Annotated in this window: 17 protein-coding genes and 1 riboswitch; of the genes, 8 read left to right on the forward strand and 9 right to left on the reverse strand. The window is 65.3% G+C overall.

Annotation, left to right across the window (positions count from 1 at the left end; all coding sequences use genetic code 11):
- Positions 1–36: 36 nt before the first annotated feature.
- Complete coding sequence (locus tag AC2TZ7_RS08405; protein WP_489866563.1) at positions 37–984, reverse strand: 1-phosphofructokinase family hexose kinase; 948 nt, start codon at positions 982–984, stop codon at positions 37–39.
- Between the two features lie 116 nt (positions 985–1,100).
- On the opposite strand from AC2TZ7_RS08405, the gene AC2TZ7_RS08410 reads away from it, so the two are divergent.
- Both AC2TZ7_RS08410 and AC2TZ7_RS08415 read left to right on the forward strand, forming a co-directional pair.
- Entirely contained in the window at positions 1,101–1,310 is a 210-nt protein-coding gene (locus AC2TZ7_RS08410) for a hypothetical protein (protein ID WP_078599473.1), read from the forward strand.
- A gap of 19 nt (positions 1,311–1,329) precedes the next feature.
- Complete coding sequence (locus tag AC2TZ7_RS08415) at positions 1,330–2,328, forward strand: DUF6976 family protein (protein ID WP_489866564.1); 999 nt, start codon at positions 1,330–1,332, stop codon at positions 2,326–2,328.
- A gap of 132 nt (positions 2,329–2,460) precedes the next feature.
- Here the strand turns inward: AC2TZ7_RS08415 and AC2TZ7_RS08420 are convergent, their stop codons facing one another.
- Entirely contained in the window at positions 2,461–3,393 is a 933-nt protein-coding gene (locus AC2TZ7_RS08420) for an MBL fold metallo-hydrolase (RefSeq protein ID WP_489866565.1), read from the reverse strand.
- Positions 3,394–3,490: 97 nt separating this feature from the next.
- On the reverse strand, positions 3,491–3,907 hold the full coding sequence (locus tag AC2TZ7_RS08425) for a metallopeptidase family protein (protein ID WP_078520024.1): 417 nt from the start codon (positions 3,905–3,907) through the stop codon (positions 3,491–3,493).
- 97 nt (positions 3,908–4,004) lie between these two features.
- On the opposite strand from AC2TZ7_RS08425, the gene gltX reads away from it, so the two are divergent.
- From gltX to gcvP, 4 genes are all read left to right on the forward strand, one after another.
- Positions 4,005–5,333: a glutamate--tRNA ligase gene (gltX, locus tag AC2TZ7_RS08430; RefSeq protein ID WP_489866566.1), complete on the forward strand. Its 1,329-nt coding sequence runs from the start codon at positions 4,005–4,007 to the stop codon at positions 5,331–5,333.
- 166 nt (positions 5,334–5,499) lie between these two features.
- Positions 5,500–5,590: riboswitch (glycine riboswitch) on the forward strand.
- Between the two features lie 156 nt (positions 5,591–5,746).
- The gene (gcvT, locus tag AC2TZ7_RS08435) at positions 5,747–6,850 is read left to right on the forward strand and encodes a glycine cleavage system aminomethyltransferase GcvT (RefSeq protein ID WP_489866567.1); all 1,104 of its coding nucleotides are present in this window, start codon (positions 5,747–5,749) and stop codon (positions 6,848–6,850) included.
- A gap of 22 nt (positions 6,851–6,872) precedes the next feature.
- Positions 6,873–7,232, forward strand: coding sequence for a glycine cleavage system protein GcvH (gene gcvH / locus AC2TZ7_RS08440; protein ID WP_489866568.1), 360 nt, complete (start codon positions 6,873–6,875; stop codon positions 7,230–7,232).
- 5 nt (positions 7,233–7,237) lie between these two features.
- Positions 7,238–10,078 (forward strand): aminomethyl-transferring glycine dehydrogenase, encoded by a 2,841-nt coding sequence (gcvP, locus tag AC2TZ7_RS08445; protein WP_489866569.1) that lies wholly within the window; start codon positions 7,238–7,240, stop codon positions 10,076–10,078.
- A gap of 82 nt (positions 10,079–10,160) precedes the next feature.
- Here the strand turns inward: gcvP and glpX are convergent, their stop codons facing one another.
- The 4 genes from glpX to AC2TZ7_RS08465 all read right to left on the reverse strand — a co-directional run bounded on the left by glpX (position 10,161) and on the right by AC2TZ7_RS08465 (position 13,239).
- On the reverse strand, positions 10,161–11,126 hold the full coding sequence (glpX, locus tag AC2TZ7_RS08450; RefSeq protein ID WP_098410349.1) for a class II fructose-bisphosphatase: 966 nt from the start codon (positions 11,124–11,126) through the stop codon (positions 10,161–10,163).
- A gap of 101 nt (positions 11,127–11,227) precedes the next feature.
- The gene (locus AC2TZ7_RS08455) at positions 11,228–11,629 is read right to left on the reverse strand and encodes a VOC family protein (RefSeq protein WP_489866570.1); all 402 of its coding nucleotides are present in this window, start codon (positions 11,627–11,629) and stop codon (positions 11,228–11,230) included.
- A 4-nt stretch (positions 11,630–11,633) separates the two neighbouring features.
- Positions 11,634–12,935 carry a homoserine dehydrogenase gene (locus AC2TZ7_RS08460; protein WP_489866571.1) on the reverse strand — a complete coding sequence of 434 codons (1,302 nt, stop codon included), beginning with the start codon at positions 12,933–12,935 and terminating at the stop codon, positions 11,634–11,636.
- A 100-nt stretch (positions 12,936–13,035) separates the two neighbouring features.
- Positions 13,036–13,239, reverse strand: coding sequence for a hypothetical protein (locus AC2TZ7_RS08465; protein ID WP_489866572.1), 204 nt, complete (start codon positions 13,237–13,239; stop codon positions 13,036–13,038).
- A 114-nt stretch (positions 13,240–13,353) separates the two neighbouring features.
- On the opposite strand from AC2TZ7_RS08465, the gene AC2TZ7_RS08470 reads away from it, so the two are divergent.
- Positions 13,354–13,941 (forward strand): TetR/AcrR family transcriptional regulator, encoded by a 588-nt coding sequence (locus AC2TZ7_RS08470; RefSeq protein ID WP_078539730.1) that lies wholly within the window; start codon positions 13,354–13,356, stop codon positions 13,939–13,941.
- Between the two features lie 67 nt (positions 13,942–14,008).
- Here AC2TZ7_RS08470 and AC2TZ7_RS08475 read toward each other — a convergent pair whose 3' ends face one another.
- Together AC2TZ7_RS08475 and hisA are read right to left on the reverse strand one after the other, a co-directional pair.
- Positions 14,009–14,461: a hypothetical protein gene (locus tag AC2TZ7_RS08475; RefSeq protein ID WP_489866573.1), complete on the reverse strand. Its 453-nt coding sequence runs from the start codon at positions 14,459–14,461 to the stop codon at positions 14,009–14,011.
- 102 nt (positions 14,462–14,563) lie between these two features.
- Entirely contained in the window at positions 14,564–15,283 is a 720-nt protein-coding gene (hisA, locus tag AC2TZ7_RS08480) for a 1-(5-phosphoribosyl)-5-[(5-phosphoribosylamino)methylideneamino]imidazole-4-carboxamide isomerase (RefSeq protein ID WP_489866574.1), read from the reverse strand.
- Between the two features lie 145 nt (positions 15,284–15,428).
- Between hisA and AC2TZ7_RS08485 the strand changes: the two genes are divergently transcribed.
- Positions 15,429–15,815, forward strand: coding sequence for a DUF2147 domain-containing protein (locus AC2TZ7_RS08485; protein ID WP_098410354.1), 387 nt, complete (start codon positions 15,429–15,431; stop codon positions 15,813–15,815).
- The last annotated feature ends 39 nt before the right edge of the window (positions 15,816–15,854 follow it).

Below are 15,854 nucleotides of genomic sequence, written 5' to 3' on the forward strand. Positions count from 1 at the left end.
AACGCGCAGGTGCCGCGAGGCAAAGGGGCAGAGTGCTCAGACCGGCTCGACCGGGCAATGCGGCAGAAGGCGGCGCACCATCGCGGCCGAGCACAGATCGGTCGCAGGCGTGGTCACGGCCGCCGCCGCGCCCGCAGCGCCTTGCTGCAACGCCTCGGGGAAGGGTTTGCCGCGGGCCAGCGCCAAGGTGAAGGCGGCCACGAAACTGTCGCCCGCGCCCACTTTGGAGACCACGTCGACCTTCGGGGCCACGGCGAACCAGCGCGCATCCTTGGTGGCCAACACATTACCGTCCGAGCCGCGCGCAACGATCACCGCATGCGCCAGCCCGCGCCGCACGAGGCTTTGTGCGAAATCGGCGCTATCCCGGCGTTCGGGAAGTTCGCGTCCTGCCAGCCCCTCCGCTTCCAGCTCGTCCATCCGCAGCACATCGGCAGGTTGCACCTCGCTTTCCATCAGCTGGTGCAGCGCCTCGCCGGAGGTGTCGAGGAAAAGCCGCGCTTTGGTCCGCGCCATCTTCGTCGCCAGACGCGCGGGGAAGTCTTCGGGCACGCCGGGCGGTTGCGAGCCGGACAGAACCACGATCCCACCTTCAGGCGCGGCCCGCGCGATCCGGCTGAGCGCCTTCGCGACATCGCGTGCGCCCCAGTCCGGCCCCGGCATCACGAAGCGATATTGCGCGCCCGTGCTCTGGTCGGTGGCGGTCAGGCTCATCCGCGTCTCGCCCGGCGCGGGGAAGGGGAAGACGGCGATCCCGGCCTCGGCCAGAAGCCGCATCACCCGGTCGCCGGTGGTTCCGCCAAGGGCCACGAAAGCCGTGGAATTGCCCCCCAGAGCGGCGATCGCGCGGCTGACATTCAACCCGCCGCCGCCCGGATCCGTGAGCGGCCGCGTGCAGCGCAGCTTGCGCTCGGGGGCGACCTCGGGGGTCTCGATCGACAGATCGACCGTCGGGTTGAGCGTGATCGTGAGGATCGAGGTCATCGCGTCTCCTTTTGGCCCAGAGCCCGACTTTGCGGCGCGGAACTCGCGCCTGTCAACGCAGTGTTAAGGGATGGTGCGCTATGACATCTCCCGTGCTGTTTCAAAGGAGTGTGAGGATGGTCCCGGGTGCCGATGATCCGCGATGGAAGCGGGTTTTGACGAGTCAGAGCGATTTGAGTGCAGCGTCGCTGGCGACGAAGATTTTGATTGCGCGCCTGCGTCGCGAGGTGGCCGCGCGCCCGGCCTCGCTTGGCGAGAAGATCGCGGAGCTGCGTGAGTTCGTGACGAAAAATGCTTTTGCCGCCGGCGATGTCGCGGCGTTCTAGGCTCGAGAGGGGATCCGGGATGAAAAATGAGATGTTGAGCGTGGCCGAGGCCGCCGCGCGGATCGAGGCGGGTGACGTCATGGTCGTGGCGGGGGACGAGGCGCTTCTGGCGCAGCTCCCGCGCGGCAAATGGATCGGCGGTACCACCGTCTATTTCGTCACCGAAGAGGGCGGGGCGGTGGTGCGTGACAAGCTGTTCTGCACCCGGTTCGAGCGGGCGACGGGCGCGGTGCCGCGTTGGATCGACGTGGGCGATCTGCCGAAGATTTCCGAAGGCTACGCCGAGAATGGCTTCACCATGATCATGATCCCCGCCTTCTCGGTGGCGCATTCCGACTTTGCGGTTGAAGGGCAGGGCTATCCCGGTCTCTTCGATCAGCCGCTTGCGGGCTGGATCACCGGCGTGCATCTCGACGAGCTGGGCAAACGCGCGCCGAAGGTGTTCGACGGCGCGACGGGCGTGGCGCATGACGAAGGGGCGGTGTTGCTGCATGTCGCGCTGCCCGATGGCGTCGCGGCCGATCTCGACACCCTCAATATCTTCGCCCAAGGCGAGGCTGAGGCGGTACGTTTTACCTTCCCGAAGGCCGGATTCGAAGCCGAGACGGTGATGGTCGAGGGGCAAGAGGTCAATCTCGCCCGCTACATCGCCGAGCATGAGCTCGACACGCGCCTGCCTCTGGTCGCAAATTACGCAGGCACGCTCGTCAATGTTTCGATCCAGGAGGTCGATGCCGAGGCAGGCAAGGTGAAATTCTACGCCCCCGTTGTCGAAGGGGTCGAATACCGTCTGGCGCAGGCGCTGGGCTCCTACGCGCAGGCCTTCGCTGAAGGCGCGGGGGGCAAAGGCGCCAACGAATATTCGTGCAACTGTATCCTGAACTATCTCTATGGCGAGTTGGAAGGACAGCGGACCGGCGGCTTTACCGGCCCCGTCACGTTCGGCGAGATCGCCTATATCCTGCTCAACCAGACCCTCGTGCGCATGGAACTTCATGAGGGCGATGCCGCCGCCTGACGGGTGGGGCGCAGCCAGTCGTGGCCCTAAGAGACGTGTGCCGCTCGGAGCGGGGTGACATAAGAAAAGCGCGCGCCGGTCGGGCGCGCGCCTGAAACTCTCCGTGCGAGTTGGCCCCGCACGCGTCACGGATCAGACGTTGAGCTGGTAGGTGATCGGATGGAAGTGGAAGCCAGTGTCCAGCGCCTCCAGATGGCCGACGCCGGGGAAGGGCATGTGATAGCCGATGAAGGCCAGCTTGTCGGCGGCGACACGGCCCAGAAGCTCCTTGCGGGTCTTCGCGGCCATCTCTTTGTCCATGTCGTATTTCACTTCCCAATCGGGACGCTGAAGTGACCAGACATAGTGGTTCGAGGTATCGGCGGCGAGCATCAGCCCCTTGCCGCCCGACTCTACCATGAAGGCCATATGGCCCGGCGTGTGGCCGAACGCCTCGACCGCCGAGATGCCGGAGACGACCGAATCGCCGCCCTTGAGGTAGCTCATCTTCTCGGCCAGCGGACGGACCTTGGCCTCGAACGTGTCGTTGCCCGCATTCGACCAATGATCGAATTCTTTCTGCCCGGTGATATAGGCGGCATTCGCGAAGGTCTCGCCGCCATCGCCCATCAGCCCGCCGATGTGGTCGCCATGCATATGGGTGATCACGACATGGGTGATGTCCTCGGGCGCGTGCCCGGCTGCGGCGAGCGCCGAAGTGATCCCCTCGGGCGACAGGCCGGTGTCGAAGAGGATCTTTTCCGACCCGGTCTCGATCAGCGTCGGCGTGAAGAAGTTCAGCGATTTGTCGGCGGGGATATAGGCGGCGTCCGAGACGGCCGCGAAATCCTCGGGGCTGGCATTCATGCCGAAGATCGTCTGCGGGTTTTCCAGCTCGCGCGATCCGGCAAGCAACGTGGTAATCGTCAGATCGCCCATCTGCATCCGACGATAGCGCGGGATCGCGGGCGGGGCTTCGTTGGAGCTTTGCGCGGCGGCGCCGGTCCCGGTCAGAAGCGTGGGGGCGGCGGGCAGGAAAGCGGCGGTTTTCAGGGCAGTACGGCGGGTCATGAAGGTCCTGGTCATCGGGTCTCTCCCTCTCGATGGTTGATCTTCGCAGGTCGAAGTCTAGCGCATCGCGCTGCTTCCACTAAGTCGTGAACGTTGCGTGAGCCGCTTCGGTTCACTCCCACCAGCGATCGATCGACGAAATATCCGCGTCGGACCACCCGAGGTGATGCGCCAGTTCATGCACGAAAATATGGGTGACGAGGGACCCGAGGGGCTCGTTTCCGCGCGAGACCCACTCGTCGAGGATCGGACGGCGGAAGAGCCAGATCACGTCCGGATGGCCGCCGGGGTCCATCACGGATTTCTCGGTCAGCGGGATGCCGTCATAAAGCCCGGTCAGCTCGAAAGGGTCCTCGATGCCGAGATCGGCGAGCATCGCCTCGGAGGCAAAGTCTTCCACCCGGATCGCGACGCCCTGCGCGGCGCGTGCGAATTCCGGCGGAAGCGCCGCGCGTGCGGCCTCGGCCAGCGCCTCGATCTCCTCGATGCCCGGCGCCATGACCTCCGCCCAGTCGTAACCCTCGCTCATCGCCCCCTCCAAGCCGCTCTGCACGCGCCGCATAGCCCCTCATATGGACAAACGGGCCGCCTTGTGAAAGAGCAGGCGCCAACAGGAGTTTGCCCAGATGACCACCGTTACCCGTTTCGCCCCGTCGCCCACCGGCTATATCCATGTCGGCAACCTGCGCACCGCGCTGATGAACTACCTGATCGCCCGCAAGACCGGCGGTCAATTCATCCTGCGCCTCGACGATACCGATCAGGAGCGTTCGAAGCAGGAATATATCGACGCGCTGAAGCAGGACCTCGAATGGCTCGGCATCGAATGGGACCGCGAGGAGCGCCAGTCGCTGCGTCTGGACCGCTATGCCGAGGTGGCCGAGAAGCTGAAGGCCGACGGTAAGCTTTATGAATGCTTCGAGAGCCCGACCGAGCTGGACCTCAAGCGCAAAAAACAGCTGAACATGGGCAAGCCGCCGGTCTATGACCGCGCATCGATGCACCTGAGCGATGCCGAAAAAGACGCGATGCGCGCGGACGGCAAGGAAGGTTACTGGCGCTTCAAGCTGGAACTCGAGCGGATCGAGTGGAAAGACGGCATCCTCGGCGATCTGTCGATCGACGCGGCGTCGGTGTCCGATCCGGTGCTGATCAAGGCCTCGGGGCAGGTGCTTTACACCTTCGCCTCGCCGGTCGATGACGCGGATATGGGCATCACCCATATCGTGCGCGGCGGCGACCACGTCACCAATACCGCGACGCAGATCCAGATCATCGAGGCGATCGGCGGTAAGGTTCCGAGCTTCGCGCACCATTCGCTGCTGACCGGCCCGCAGGGCGAAGAACTGTCGAAGCGCCTTGGCGCGCTCTCGATCCGCGATCTGCGCGCCGAAGGCATCGCCCCCGAGGCGCTGCTGTCGATGATGGCGCGTCTGGGCTCGAGCCAGCCGATCGAGCTGAAGATGTCGATCGACGAGCTGGCCGACGGGTTCGATCTGAACCATTTCGGCTCGGCGCCGACGAAATTCGACCCGGCGGACCTGATCCCGCTTACCCGCGCGCGCAACCAGCACCTCCCGTTCTCGGCCGTGGCGGATCGTATCGCGGAGCTCGGCATCCCCGAGGATCAGCGCGAGCGTTTCTGGAAGGTCGCTTCGCAGAATATCGACAAGCTCGACGACCTGAAGGGCTGGGCCGATCTGTGTCTGAACGGTGCGGAGCCGTCGATCGACGACGAAGATCGCGACTTCATCGCGCAGGCCATGACGATGCTGCCCGCGCCGCCCTATTCCGACACCACGTGGAAGGACTGGACCTCGGAGGTGAAGGAAGCGACCGGGCGCAAGGGCAAGGGGCTGTTCATGCCGCTGCGCAAGGCCGTGACCGGCATGGCGCACGGGCCCGATATGGGCGAGCTGATGCCGCTTCTGCACAAGGTTCCGGCGCGCGGCTGACGGCTCCGCCGCAGGCTCGTACAACCAATTCTAGAGGCGCGAGGGGTGAATCCCTCGCGCTTTTTGTTTGGGCAGTTCGCGACCTCGTGAGGTCGTTTTCGGCGACAAAGCGGCGCTTTTGGCGATTGGGGCTTGTCAGTTGCGCGAGCGGTCAGGTAATCGGGAGAAGTCGGATACGGGAGAATCCGGGGGAAACCTCGGTGCCGAAGGAGCAACCGCCCCGGTAAACTCTCAGGCAAAAGGACCGTGCCCGACGAAGGACTCTGGAGAGTGATGCGGCGCGCAATCGCGGCATCCGCCGAAGGGATAACGATCTCAGGCGTCTGCATCGCAGGCACGGACAGAGGGGGCATCGGGCGAGCCGGAAGGCTCATGAATCGATGCCGGATCATCCGGCTGAAGGGGAGGCCGCGATGAGCGAGTTGAAACGCACACCGCTATACGATCTGCATGTGGAACTGGGCGCCAAGATGGTGCCTTTCGCGGGCTACGAGATGCCCGTGCAATATCCGCTGGGCGTGATGAAGGAGCACCTGCACACCCGCGCCAAGGCCGGGCTGTTCGATGTCAGCCACATGGGGCAGGTGATCGTGCCGGGCGAAGGCGCTGCCGAGGCATTCGAGGCGCTGGTGCCGGTCAGCCTGATGGGCCTGAAAGAGGGCCGCCAGCGCTATGCGATGTTCACCGATGAGAATGGCGGCATTCTCGATGACCTGATGGTGGCGAACCGTGGCGATCATCTCTTCGTCGTGGTGAACGCGGCCTGCAAGGAAGACGACATCGCCCATATGCGGGCGCATCTGGAGGCGGTCGAGGAACTCACCAACCGCGCGCTCTTGGCGCTGCAAGGGCCCGCCGCCGAGGGGGTGCTGGAGGCGCTGGTGCCCGGCACCGCCAAGATGCGCTTCATGGATGTGGGCGTCTATCACTGGAACGGGGCGGAGCTGTGGATTTCGCGCTCGGGCTATACCGGCGAGGATGGCTACGAGATTTCCGTGCCCGCGGACCGCGCGGTGGAATTCGCCCGCAAGCTGCTCGCCGATGAGGCGGTGGAGCCGATCGGTCTGGGCGCGCGCGACAGCCTGCGGCTCGAAGCCGGGCTTTGCCTCTACGGCCACGATATCGACACCACCACGACCCCGGTCGAGGGCAATATCGCCTGGGCGATCCAGAAGGTGCGCCGCAAGGGGGGCGAGCGCGAAGGCGGCTTCCCCGGCGCGGATCGCATCCTGAGCGAATTGGAAAACGGCCCGAGCCGCCTGCGCCTCGGCCTGCGCCCCGAAGGCCGCGCGCCGATGCGCGAAGGCGTCGAGATTTTCGCCGAGGCCGAGGGTGGCGATCCGATCGGGCGCGTGACCTCTGGCGGTTTCGGCCCCTCGATCGAAGCGCCGATGGCGATGACCTATCTGCCCGCGGGCACCGAGGAAGGCACCACCGTCTATGGCGAGGTGCGCGGCAAGCGCCTGCCCGCCAAGGTCGTGCCGATGCCCTTCCGCCCTGCCACTTACAAACGCTGAACAACCAATCGGGAGACGTTACATGAAATTCACCGAAGACCACGAATGGCTCAAAACTGAAGGCGACGTTGTGATCGTCGGCATCACCGGACACGCCTCCGAGCAACTTGGCGATGTCGTCTTCGTCGAGCTGCCGGATGTCGGCGACACGGTCGAGAAGGGTGACGAGATCTGCGTGATCGAGTCGGTCAAGGCCGCCTCCGACATCCTCGCGCCGCTCGACGGCGAGATCGTCGCGATCAACGAGGATCTGGCCGACAATCCGGGCCTCGTGAACGAAGACCCGCTGGGCAAGGCGTGGTTCTTCAAGATGAAACTCACCGACGCTTCCGCGCTCGACGGCTTCATGGACGAGGCCGCTTACATAGACTTCATCGGGTAATATCCATGACCTTCACCCCCACGACTTACGACAGTTACGATTTCGCCAATCGCCGCCATATCGGACCCTCACCGGCCGAGATGGAGGAGATGCTCAAGGCCGTGGGGGCGCCGGACCTCGACGCGCTGATCGCCGAGACGGTGCCGAAAAGCATCCGTCAGGCCGAGCCGCTGGGCTGGGCGCCGCTGACCGAATACGGCCTCCTGCAGAAGATGGAAGGCGTCGCGAAGAAGAACCGCGTGATGACCAGCCTGATCGGCCAGGGCTATTACGGCACCGTCACGCCGCCCGCGATTCAGCGCAACATCCTCGAGAACCCGGCCTGGTATACGGCCTACACGCCTTATCAGCCCGAGATCGCGCAGGGCCGTCTTGAAGCGCTTCTGAACTTCCAGACGATGGTGTCGGACCTGACCGGCCTGCCTGTCGCCAATGCCTCGCTTCTGGACGAGGCGACGGCGGCGGCGGAAGCCATGGCGATGGCGCAGCGCGTGTCGAAATCGAAGGCCAGTGCCTTCTTCGTCGACGAGAACTGCCACCCGCAGACCATCGGCGTGATCCAGACCCGCGCCGAGCCGCTCGGGATCGAGGTGATCGTGGGCGCGCCCGAGGCGCTGGAGGCGGATAAGGTCTTCGGCGCGATCTTCCAATATCCGGGCACCTATGGCCATGTCCGCGACTTCACCGCCGAATGCGAGGCGCTCCATGCCGCGAAAGCCGTGGCCGTGGTCGCGACCGATCTGCTGGCGCTGTGCCTGCTCAAGGAGCCGGGCGCGATGGGTGCCGATATCGCGGTGGGCTCCGCGCAGCGGTTTGGCGTGCCGATGGGCTATGGCGGCCCGCATGCGGCCTTCATGTCCTCCACCGACAAGATGAAGCGCGCGATGCCGGGCCGGATCGTCGGTGTGTCGATCGACAGCCACGGCAACCGTGCCTATCGCCTGAGCCTGCAGACCCGCGAGCAGCATATCCGCCGCGAGAAGGCGACCTCGAATGTCTGCACCGCGCAGGCGCTTCTGGCCGTCATGGCGAGCTTCTACGCGGTCTTCCACGGCCCCGTCGGGCTGCGCGCGATCTCGGAACGCGTGCACCTGCTGACCGTGCAACTGGCCGAGGCTTTGAAAGCGGCCGGTGCCTTGGTGGAGCCTGCGAATTTCTACGACACGATCACCGTCGAGGTGGGTGTGGGCCAGCAGGGCATCCTCGCCGCCGCCCGTCATCGCGGGATCAACCTGCGTAAGGTGGGCCGCGACCGGGTCGGGATTTCGCTCGACGAGACCAGCGATCCGGGCGTTGTCGCCAAGGTGCTCGATGCGTTCGGGATCACCGAACCCGCGCCCGAGGCCAAACAACCGGCGGTGCCGGATGCGCTGCTGCGCGAGAGCGACTACCTCACCCATCCGGTCTTCCACATGAACCGCGCGGAATCCGAGATGATGCGCTACATGCGCCGTCTGTCGGATCGTGACCTCGCGCTCGACCGCGCGATGATCCCGCTCGGGTCCTGCACGATGAAGCTGAACGCAGCCGCCGAGATGATGCCGCTGACCTGGCCGGAATTCGGCTCGCTGCACCCGTTCGTACCGCTCGATCAGGCGCAGGGCTATGCGGAGATGATCGACGATCTGACCGCGAAGCTTTGCGAGATCACCGGCTATGACGCGTTCTCCATGCAGCCCAATTCGGGCGCGCAGGGGGAATATGCGGGGCTGTTGACCATCGCCGCCTATCACCGCGCCAATGGCGACGATCAGCGCGATGTCTGCCTGATCCCGATGTCGGCGCACGGCACGAACCCGGCCTCGGCGCATATGGCGGGGATGAAGGTCGTCGTGGTGAATTCCGCGCCCAATGGCGACGTGGATCTGGAGGATTTCGAGGCCAAGGCGGCGGAGGCGGGCGACAAGCTCGCGGCCTGCATGATCACCTATCCCTCGACCCATGGCGTGTTCGAGGAGACGGTGAAGCGCATCTGCGACATCACCCACGAATATGGCGGTCAGGTCTATCTCGACGGCGCCAACCTCAACGCGCTGGTGGGGCTGGTGAAGCCGGGCGAGATCGGCTCGGATGTGAGCCACCTCAACCTGCACAAGACCTTCGCGATCCCGCATGGCGGCGGTGGTCCCGGCATGGGGCCGATCGGGGTGAAGTCGCACCTCGCGCCCTTCCTTCCGGGCCACCCGGAGACCGGCGGAGACGAGGGGCCGGTGAGTGCCGCACCCTACGGCTCGGCCTCGATCCTGCTGATCTCCTGGGCCTATATCCTGATGATGGGCGGGCCGGGCCTGACGCAGGCGACCCGCGTCGCGATCCTCGCTGCGAACTACATCGCCGCGAAGCTGAAAGAGGGCTACCCGATCCTCTTCATGGGCAACCGGGGACGTGTCGCGCATGAGTGCATCATCGACACGCGGCCCTTCGCGGAGGTGGGCGTGACGGTGGACGACATCGCCAAGCGCCTGATGGATAACGGCTTCCATGCGCCGACGATGAGCTGGCCGGTCGCCGGCACGCTGATGGTGGAGCCCACCGAATCCGAGACCAAGGCCGAGATCGACCGCTTCATCACCGCGATGCTGTCGATCCGCGACGAGATCCGCGACATCGAGGCGGGCGAGATCACCCCCGAGGACAGCCCGCTGCGCCATGCGCCGCATACGGTCGAAGACCTCGTGGCCGATTGGGACCGGAAATATACCCGCGAGCAGGGCTGTTTCCCGGCAGGCGCCTTCCGCGTCGACAAATACTGGCCGCCCGTGGGCCGGGTCGACAACGTCTTCGGCGACCGCAACCTGATTTGCACCTGTCCGCCGGTCGAGAGCTACGCCGACGCGGCAGAGTAACCGCCAGCCAGAATCAAGAAAGGCCGGAGCATCGCGCTCCGGCCTTTCTCTTCTTCTCGATAAAAATATCCAGACGCGCCGGTTACTTCACCGGGTTGCGGTAGATCACGCGGCGCAGCGAGCCGGTTTTCGACCGCATCAGCATCGTCTCGGATTCGATATAGGTCGGCTCGCGCTTCACGCCCTTCACGATCGAGCCGTCGGTCACGCCCGTCGCGGCGAAGATCACGTCCGAGCGCACCATGTCGTCGCGCGCATAGACCTTGTCGAGATCGGTGATGCCTGCCTTCTTCGCACGGCCACGCTCGTCGTCGTTGCGGAACAACAGCTTGCCCCACATCTGGCCGCCCATGCATTTCAGCGCCGAGGCCGCCAGCACGCCCTCCGGCGCGCCGCCCGAGCCCATATACATGTCGATGCCGGTGAAATCGGGCTCGGCGCAGTGGATAACGCCCGCCACGTCGCCATCGGTGATCAGGCGGATCTTCGCACCGGTCTCGCGGACCTCGGCGATCATGTCCTCATGGCGCGGACGGTCGAGGATGCAGACCGCGATGTCCTTGGTCTCGACGCCTTGCGCCTTGGCCAGCGCCTGAACGCGCTCGGTCGGGGTCATGTCGAGCGAGACCACGTCTTTCTCGTAGCCCGGGCCGATGGCCAGCTTGTCCATGTAGACATCGGGCGCGTGCAGCATCGTGCCGCGCGGCGCCATCGCGATCACGGTCAGCGCGTTGGGCATGTCCTTCGCGGTCAGCGTGGTGCCTTCCAGCGGGTCGAGCGCGATATCCACTTCCGGGCCGACGCCCTGACCGACTTCCTCGCCGATGAAGAGCATCGGCGCCTCGTCGCGCTCGCCTTCCCCGATGACCACGGTGCCGCGAATTTCCAGCTTGTTGAGCTGATCGCGCATCGCGTTCACCGCCGCCTGGTCGGCAGCCTTCTCGTCGCCGCGACCGATCAGGTCGGCGGAGGCATGAGCAGCCGCTTCCGACACGCGGGCGAGGCCCAGCGAAAGCATGCGGTCGTTGAAATCACTCGGAGGGGTCATTTGGGTCTTCCTGTCTGCCTAGGCGTTGTGGGCCGCGCATAGGTAAAGCCTGTGGGGGCGCGAAGGGCAACCCCGTGAACGCTAACAGGAGGGGCCAGCCGCTATTGCGGTGAAAAATGGCACGCAATGCAGAGCTTGTTGCCATCCGGGTCGCGAAAATAGGCGCCGTAATAATCGGCGTGATAGTGCGGGCGCAGCCCCGGCGGGCCCTCATCGGTGCCGCCCAGTTTCAGCGCGAGGGCGTGTACCGCATCGACCGTCGCACGGTCGGGCGCATTGAAACCGACCATCGGACCGTTGCCGGGGGCGGGGGCGTCGCCGTTGAAGGGGCGGGTGACAAAGAAGATCGGGCGGCTGCCATCCTCGGAGGTCCAGCCTGCCCACTGTTTGGCGGGCTCGGAAAAGCGCAGCGCCAGACCGAGCCGCTCCATCAGCGGGGCGTAGAAATTCAGCGCCCGGTCGAGATCGGAGATGCCCAACGAGACATGGCTCAGCATCCCCATCGGCTCAGACCTCTTCGATGCGGATCGCGATCGGCTCGCCCTCGACCACGCGGGTCGCGGGCAGGGCGTCGATCGCGGCGTCGATCGCGTCGCGCGTCGTCTTGTGGGTGACGATCAGCACCGGGGCCGAGGTGTCGGCATGGCCGTATTGGCGCATCCGGCTGATCGAGACGCCCGCCTCGCCGAGAACGGTCGCGACCTTCGCCAGCGCGCCGGGTTTGTCCGACAGCTGCAGGCGCAGGTAATAGGGCGCGGGGATCGCGGTGACGGCGGGGGTGGGGGCCTCGAGCTTGTCGGCGGGCTGGCCGAAGACCGGCAGCCGCAACCCGCGTGCGAGGTCCATCACATCGCCCATCACGGCGCTCGCGGTCGGGCCTTCGCCCGCGCCTGCGCCCCGCAGCACGATCTGGCCGACCGAGTCGCCTTCCAGAACGGTCATGTTGGTGCCGCCGGTCAGCTGACCCAGCGGCGAGGTGGCGGGCACGAGGCACGGCGTCATCCGCTGCTCCAGCCCACGGCCGGTCATCTGCGCAACGCCCAGGAGCTTGATCTTGTAGCCCATATCGCCCGCGCGGCGGATATCGTCGATCGAGATGCGCCCGATCCCTTCCAGCGTCACATCGTCGAAAGCGACCTGCGTGCCGAAGGCGATGGAAGCGAGGATGGCGAGCTTGTGGCCCGCGTCGATCCCGCCCACGTCGAGGTTCGGATCGGCCTCGAGATAGCCAAGCGCGCGCGCCTCCTCGAACACCGTGTCATAGGGCAGGCCCGCATCTTCCATCCGCGTGAGGATGTAGTTGCAGGTGCCGTTCATCACGCCCATCACGCGGCGGATGCCGTTGCCGGCAAGCCCTTCGGTCAGCGTCTTGATGACCGGGATGCCGCCCGCGACGGCAGCCTCGTAGCGGATCGTGCGGCCGAGGCTTTCGGCGAGTTCCGCCAGCGCCTGACCGTGATGCGCGAGCAGCGCCTTGTTCGCGGTCACCACGTCCTTGCCCGCTTTCAGCGCGGCTTCGGTGGCGTCCTTGGCGGGACCTTCATGGCCGCCCATCAGTTCGACGAAGACGTCGATATCGTCACGCTGCGCGAGCGTCACCGCATCGTCTTCCCATGCATAGCTCGACAGGTCCGCATCGCGGTTCTTGGTGCGGTCGCGTGCCGAGACGGCGGTGATTTCGACCGGACGGCCCGCGCGGGCCGCCAGCAGATCGGCATGGCGTTGCACGATCTTCACCACACCGATGCCCACGGTGCCGAGACCCGCGATGCCAAGACGCAAGGGTGCGGTATCTGAGACGGCGGACATAGGGACCTCATGAGAGAAACTGGGTGGTTTGCGCCCTGTTAGCGGGAAAGCGCAGGCAGGGCAACGCGGCGTGCGGCTTCAACCGCTCGATGGCGAGATTTTATTGGCTGCGCATCGCGTCTGCGCGGGTGCGCAACGCATCGGCGCGCGCCTCCAGCTCGGGGGCCGGATCGGGGGTGAGCGGCTGATCGGTCAGGATCTCGTCCATCGGCAGCAGCGTCGGATAGCCCTCCATCGACTGCTTCGAGCAGGCGGCGAGCGAAGCCAGCAAGGCAAACAGGGCGATCAGGGCAGGCGTGCGCATGGTCTCTCCTCTCGGGACAGGGGCAAACTATTGCGCCCACGGCCCCATTGCCAGTGCCGATTGCGCCGCAAATCGGGTTTGATAATGAACGCCCGTTCAGTTAGCGTCGGTATCATGGCACGCAAGACTGGCTCCCATTCCGAGATTACCGGCCCGAAGATCCGCGCCGAGGCGCAAAGGCTCTTTGCGCGGCACGGGTTCGCCGCTGTCTCGATGCGCCAGATCGCAGGCGCGGTGGGGGTGCAGGCGGGGGCTCTCTACCTCTATACGCCCGACAAAGAGGCGCTGCTGTTCGACCTGCTGAAGACCCATATGGACGAGCTGATCGCCGCGTGGCACGCCGAGCCCGGCGGGGGCGACGCCCATGCACGGCTGGAGCGTTTCGTGCGGTTCCACATTCGCTTCAACCTCGAACGGGCGGAGGCGGTGTTCCTCAGCTACATGGAGCTGCGCAACCTCAGCCCGGAGAATTTCGCGGTGATCGAGGGGCTGCGCAAGACCTACGAGACCGAGCTGGAAGCGATCCTGAAGGCGGGGCAGGACGAAGGCGTCTTCCTGATCCCCGATACCAAGCTCGCGACGATGGCGATCATCGCGATGCTGACGGGTGTGAATACGTGGTTCCGCGAAGGCGGACGTCTGAGCCGCGCCACCGTCGCCGATATCTACTGGGATATGGTGCGCAAATCGGTGGGCGCCTGAGCTAAGGAAAAAGGGCGACCGAAGCCGCCCTTGATCGTCAGTTCGGGCCTGTTGAGCCGATGACGGCTTAATTGGCCGGCGGAAGCGGTGCCGATGCCGGCGCTTTCGGCCGGTCGAACTGCAGGCTGTGAATGCCGCCGAAGCCTTCCCAGCCGCCCTGGAAGAACAGATCGCCGCCGACGGTCCAATGTTCGCCCATCAGCCCGCCCGTGCCGAACCAGCCGCGGCTACCATAGCCCATGCCCAGTTCCGCCATGGCATTGTCCTGACCGGCGACCCCCGTCAGCTTGATCTTGCCCTGAACCGGCCCTGGACCCATGCCGAGATGCAGTGAAAGCTTCGCCCCGTTGATGTCGCCATTCGGATCGAGGTCGTAATTCATCGCGCCGAACACCCCTTCGAGGCCGCTCGCGCCCGGGCCGAACGTCCAGTTCAGACCCACAAAGCCCTTGGTATCATTCGCCACAGCTGCGCTTGCGAGGCAAGCGGTCACCGCGGCAATCGTCATCATGCGTTTCATGGCACCCTCCACACTTGGTGTTAACGCTGGGTTGACCCTCACGCGGAAATTCACATGACGCAATGATTTGTGTCACTTGCGGTGGATTTCCTCAGCGTTGTGTCAGGCGCGCAGGGCCGCCAGAGCCTCGGTCAGATCGAGCGCCCCGTCATAGATCGCCCGCCCCGAGATCGCGCCCGCGATCACGCCCGTGTCGCGCAGAGAGATCAGGTCGGGCAGCGACGAGACGCCACCGCTCGCGATCACCGGGATTTCGACCGCGCGGGCCAGTGCCTCGGTCGCGGCGATATTCGGCCCGCCCATCGCGCCGTCGCGCATGATGTCGGTGTAGATGATCGCGGCGACGCCTGCGTCCTCGAAGGATTTCGCCAGATCGGTGACCATCACATCGGTCTCTTCCGCCCAGCCCTTGGTCGCGACCTTGCCGTTACGCGCGTCGATCCCGACGGCGACCTGTCCGGGGAAGGCTTTCGCCGCCTCACGCACTAGATCGGGGTTCTCGACCGCGACGGTGCCGAGGATCACCCGCGCCAGCCCTTTGTCCAGCCAGCGCTCGATCGTCGCCATGTCGCGGATGCCGCCGCCCAGCTGAGCGGGCACCTTGATGCGCGACAGGATCGCCTCGACGGCGGCGGCGTTCACCGGCTCGCCCGCGAAGGCGCCGTTGAGGTCCACCAGATGCACCCATTCGCAGCCAGCCGCCTCGAACTTGGCCGCCTGCGCTGCCGGGTCGTCGCCGAAGACCGTGGCCTTGTCCATCTCGCCATGCAGCAGACGCACGCATTGGCCATCCTTGAGGTCGATTGCGGGGTAGAGGATCATCTGTGGGCACTCCTGAACTGTCGCGATGCCTCTTGCCACGGGTTCGCGGATTTTCCAAGCCTGACGCGGACGTCACGTCAGTCTTGCCGGGAATCGCTCTTGCATGGCCTGATGCGGCCAGCAGGCAAAAGGGAGGAAATTCGCCATGAAGACTTTGATGATCGCCGCCGCGACTTTGGCACTGGGCGCAGGCGCGGCGCTTGCCGACCCGATCGAGGGCACCTGGAAGACGCAGCCCGATGACGGCTCCTATGCCTATGTGGACATCGCGCCCTGCGGGGCGAAATTCTGCGGCACTATCGTGAAGACCTTCAAGGATGGCGGCGAATACAAGTCGGAGAACCTTGGCAAGCAGCTCGTGATCGGGATGGAGCCGAAGGGCAACAACAAGTACCAGGGCAAGGTCTGGCGCCCGTCCAACAACAAGATCTACCTCGGCAAGGTCACCGTGAACGGCAATGCGATGGCGCTGGCCGGTTGCGTGGCGGGCGGCCTGTTCTGCAAGTCGCAGGACTGGCAGCGCGTGAAGTGATGTAATCCCCGGCCCCTGCGATGACGCGGCGGGCCGGGG

The sequence above is a fragment of the Thioclava sp. ISO4 genome (genome assembly GCF_058105145.1).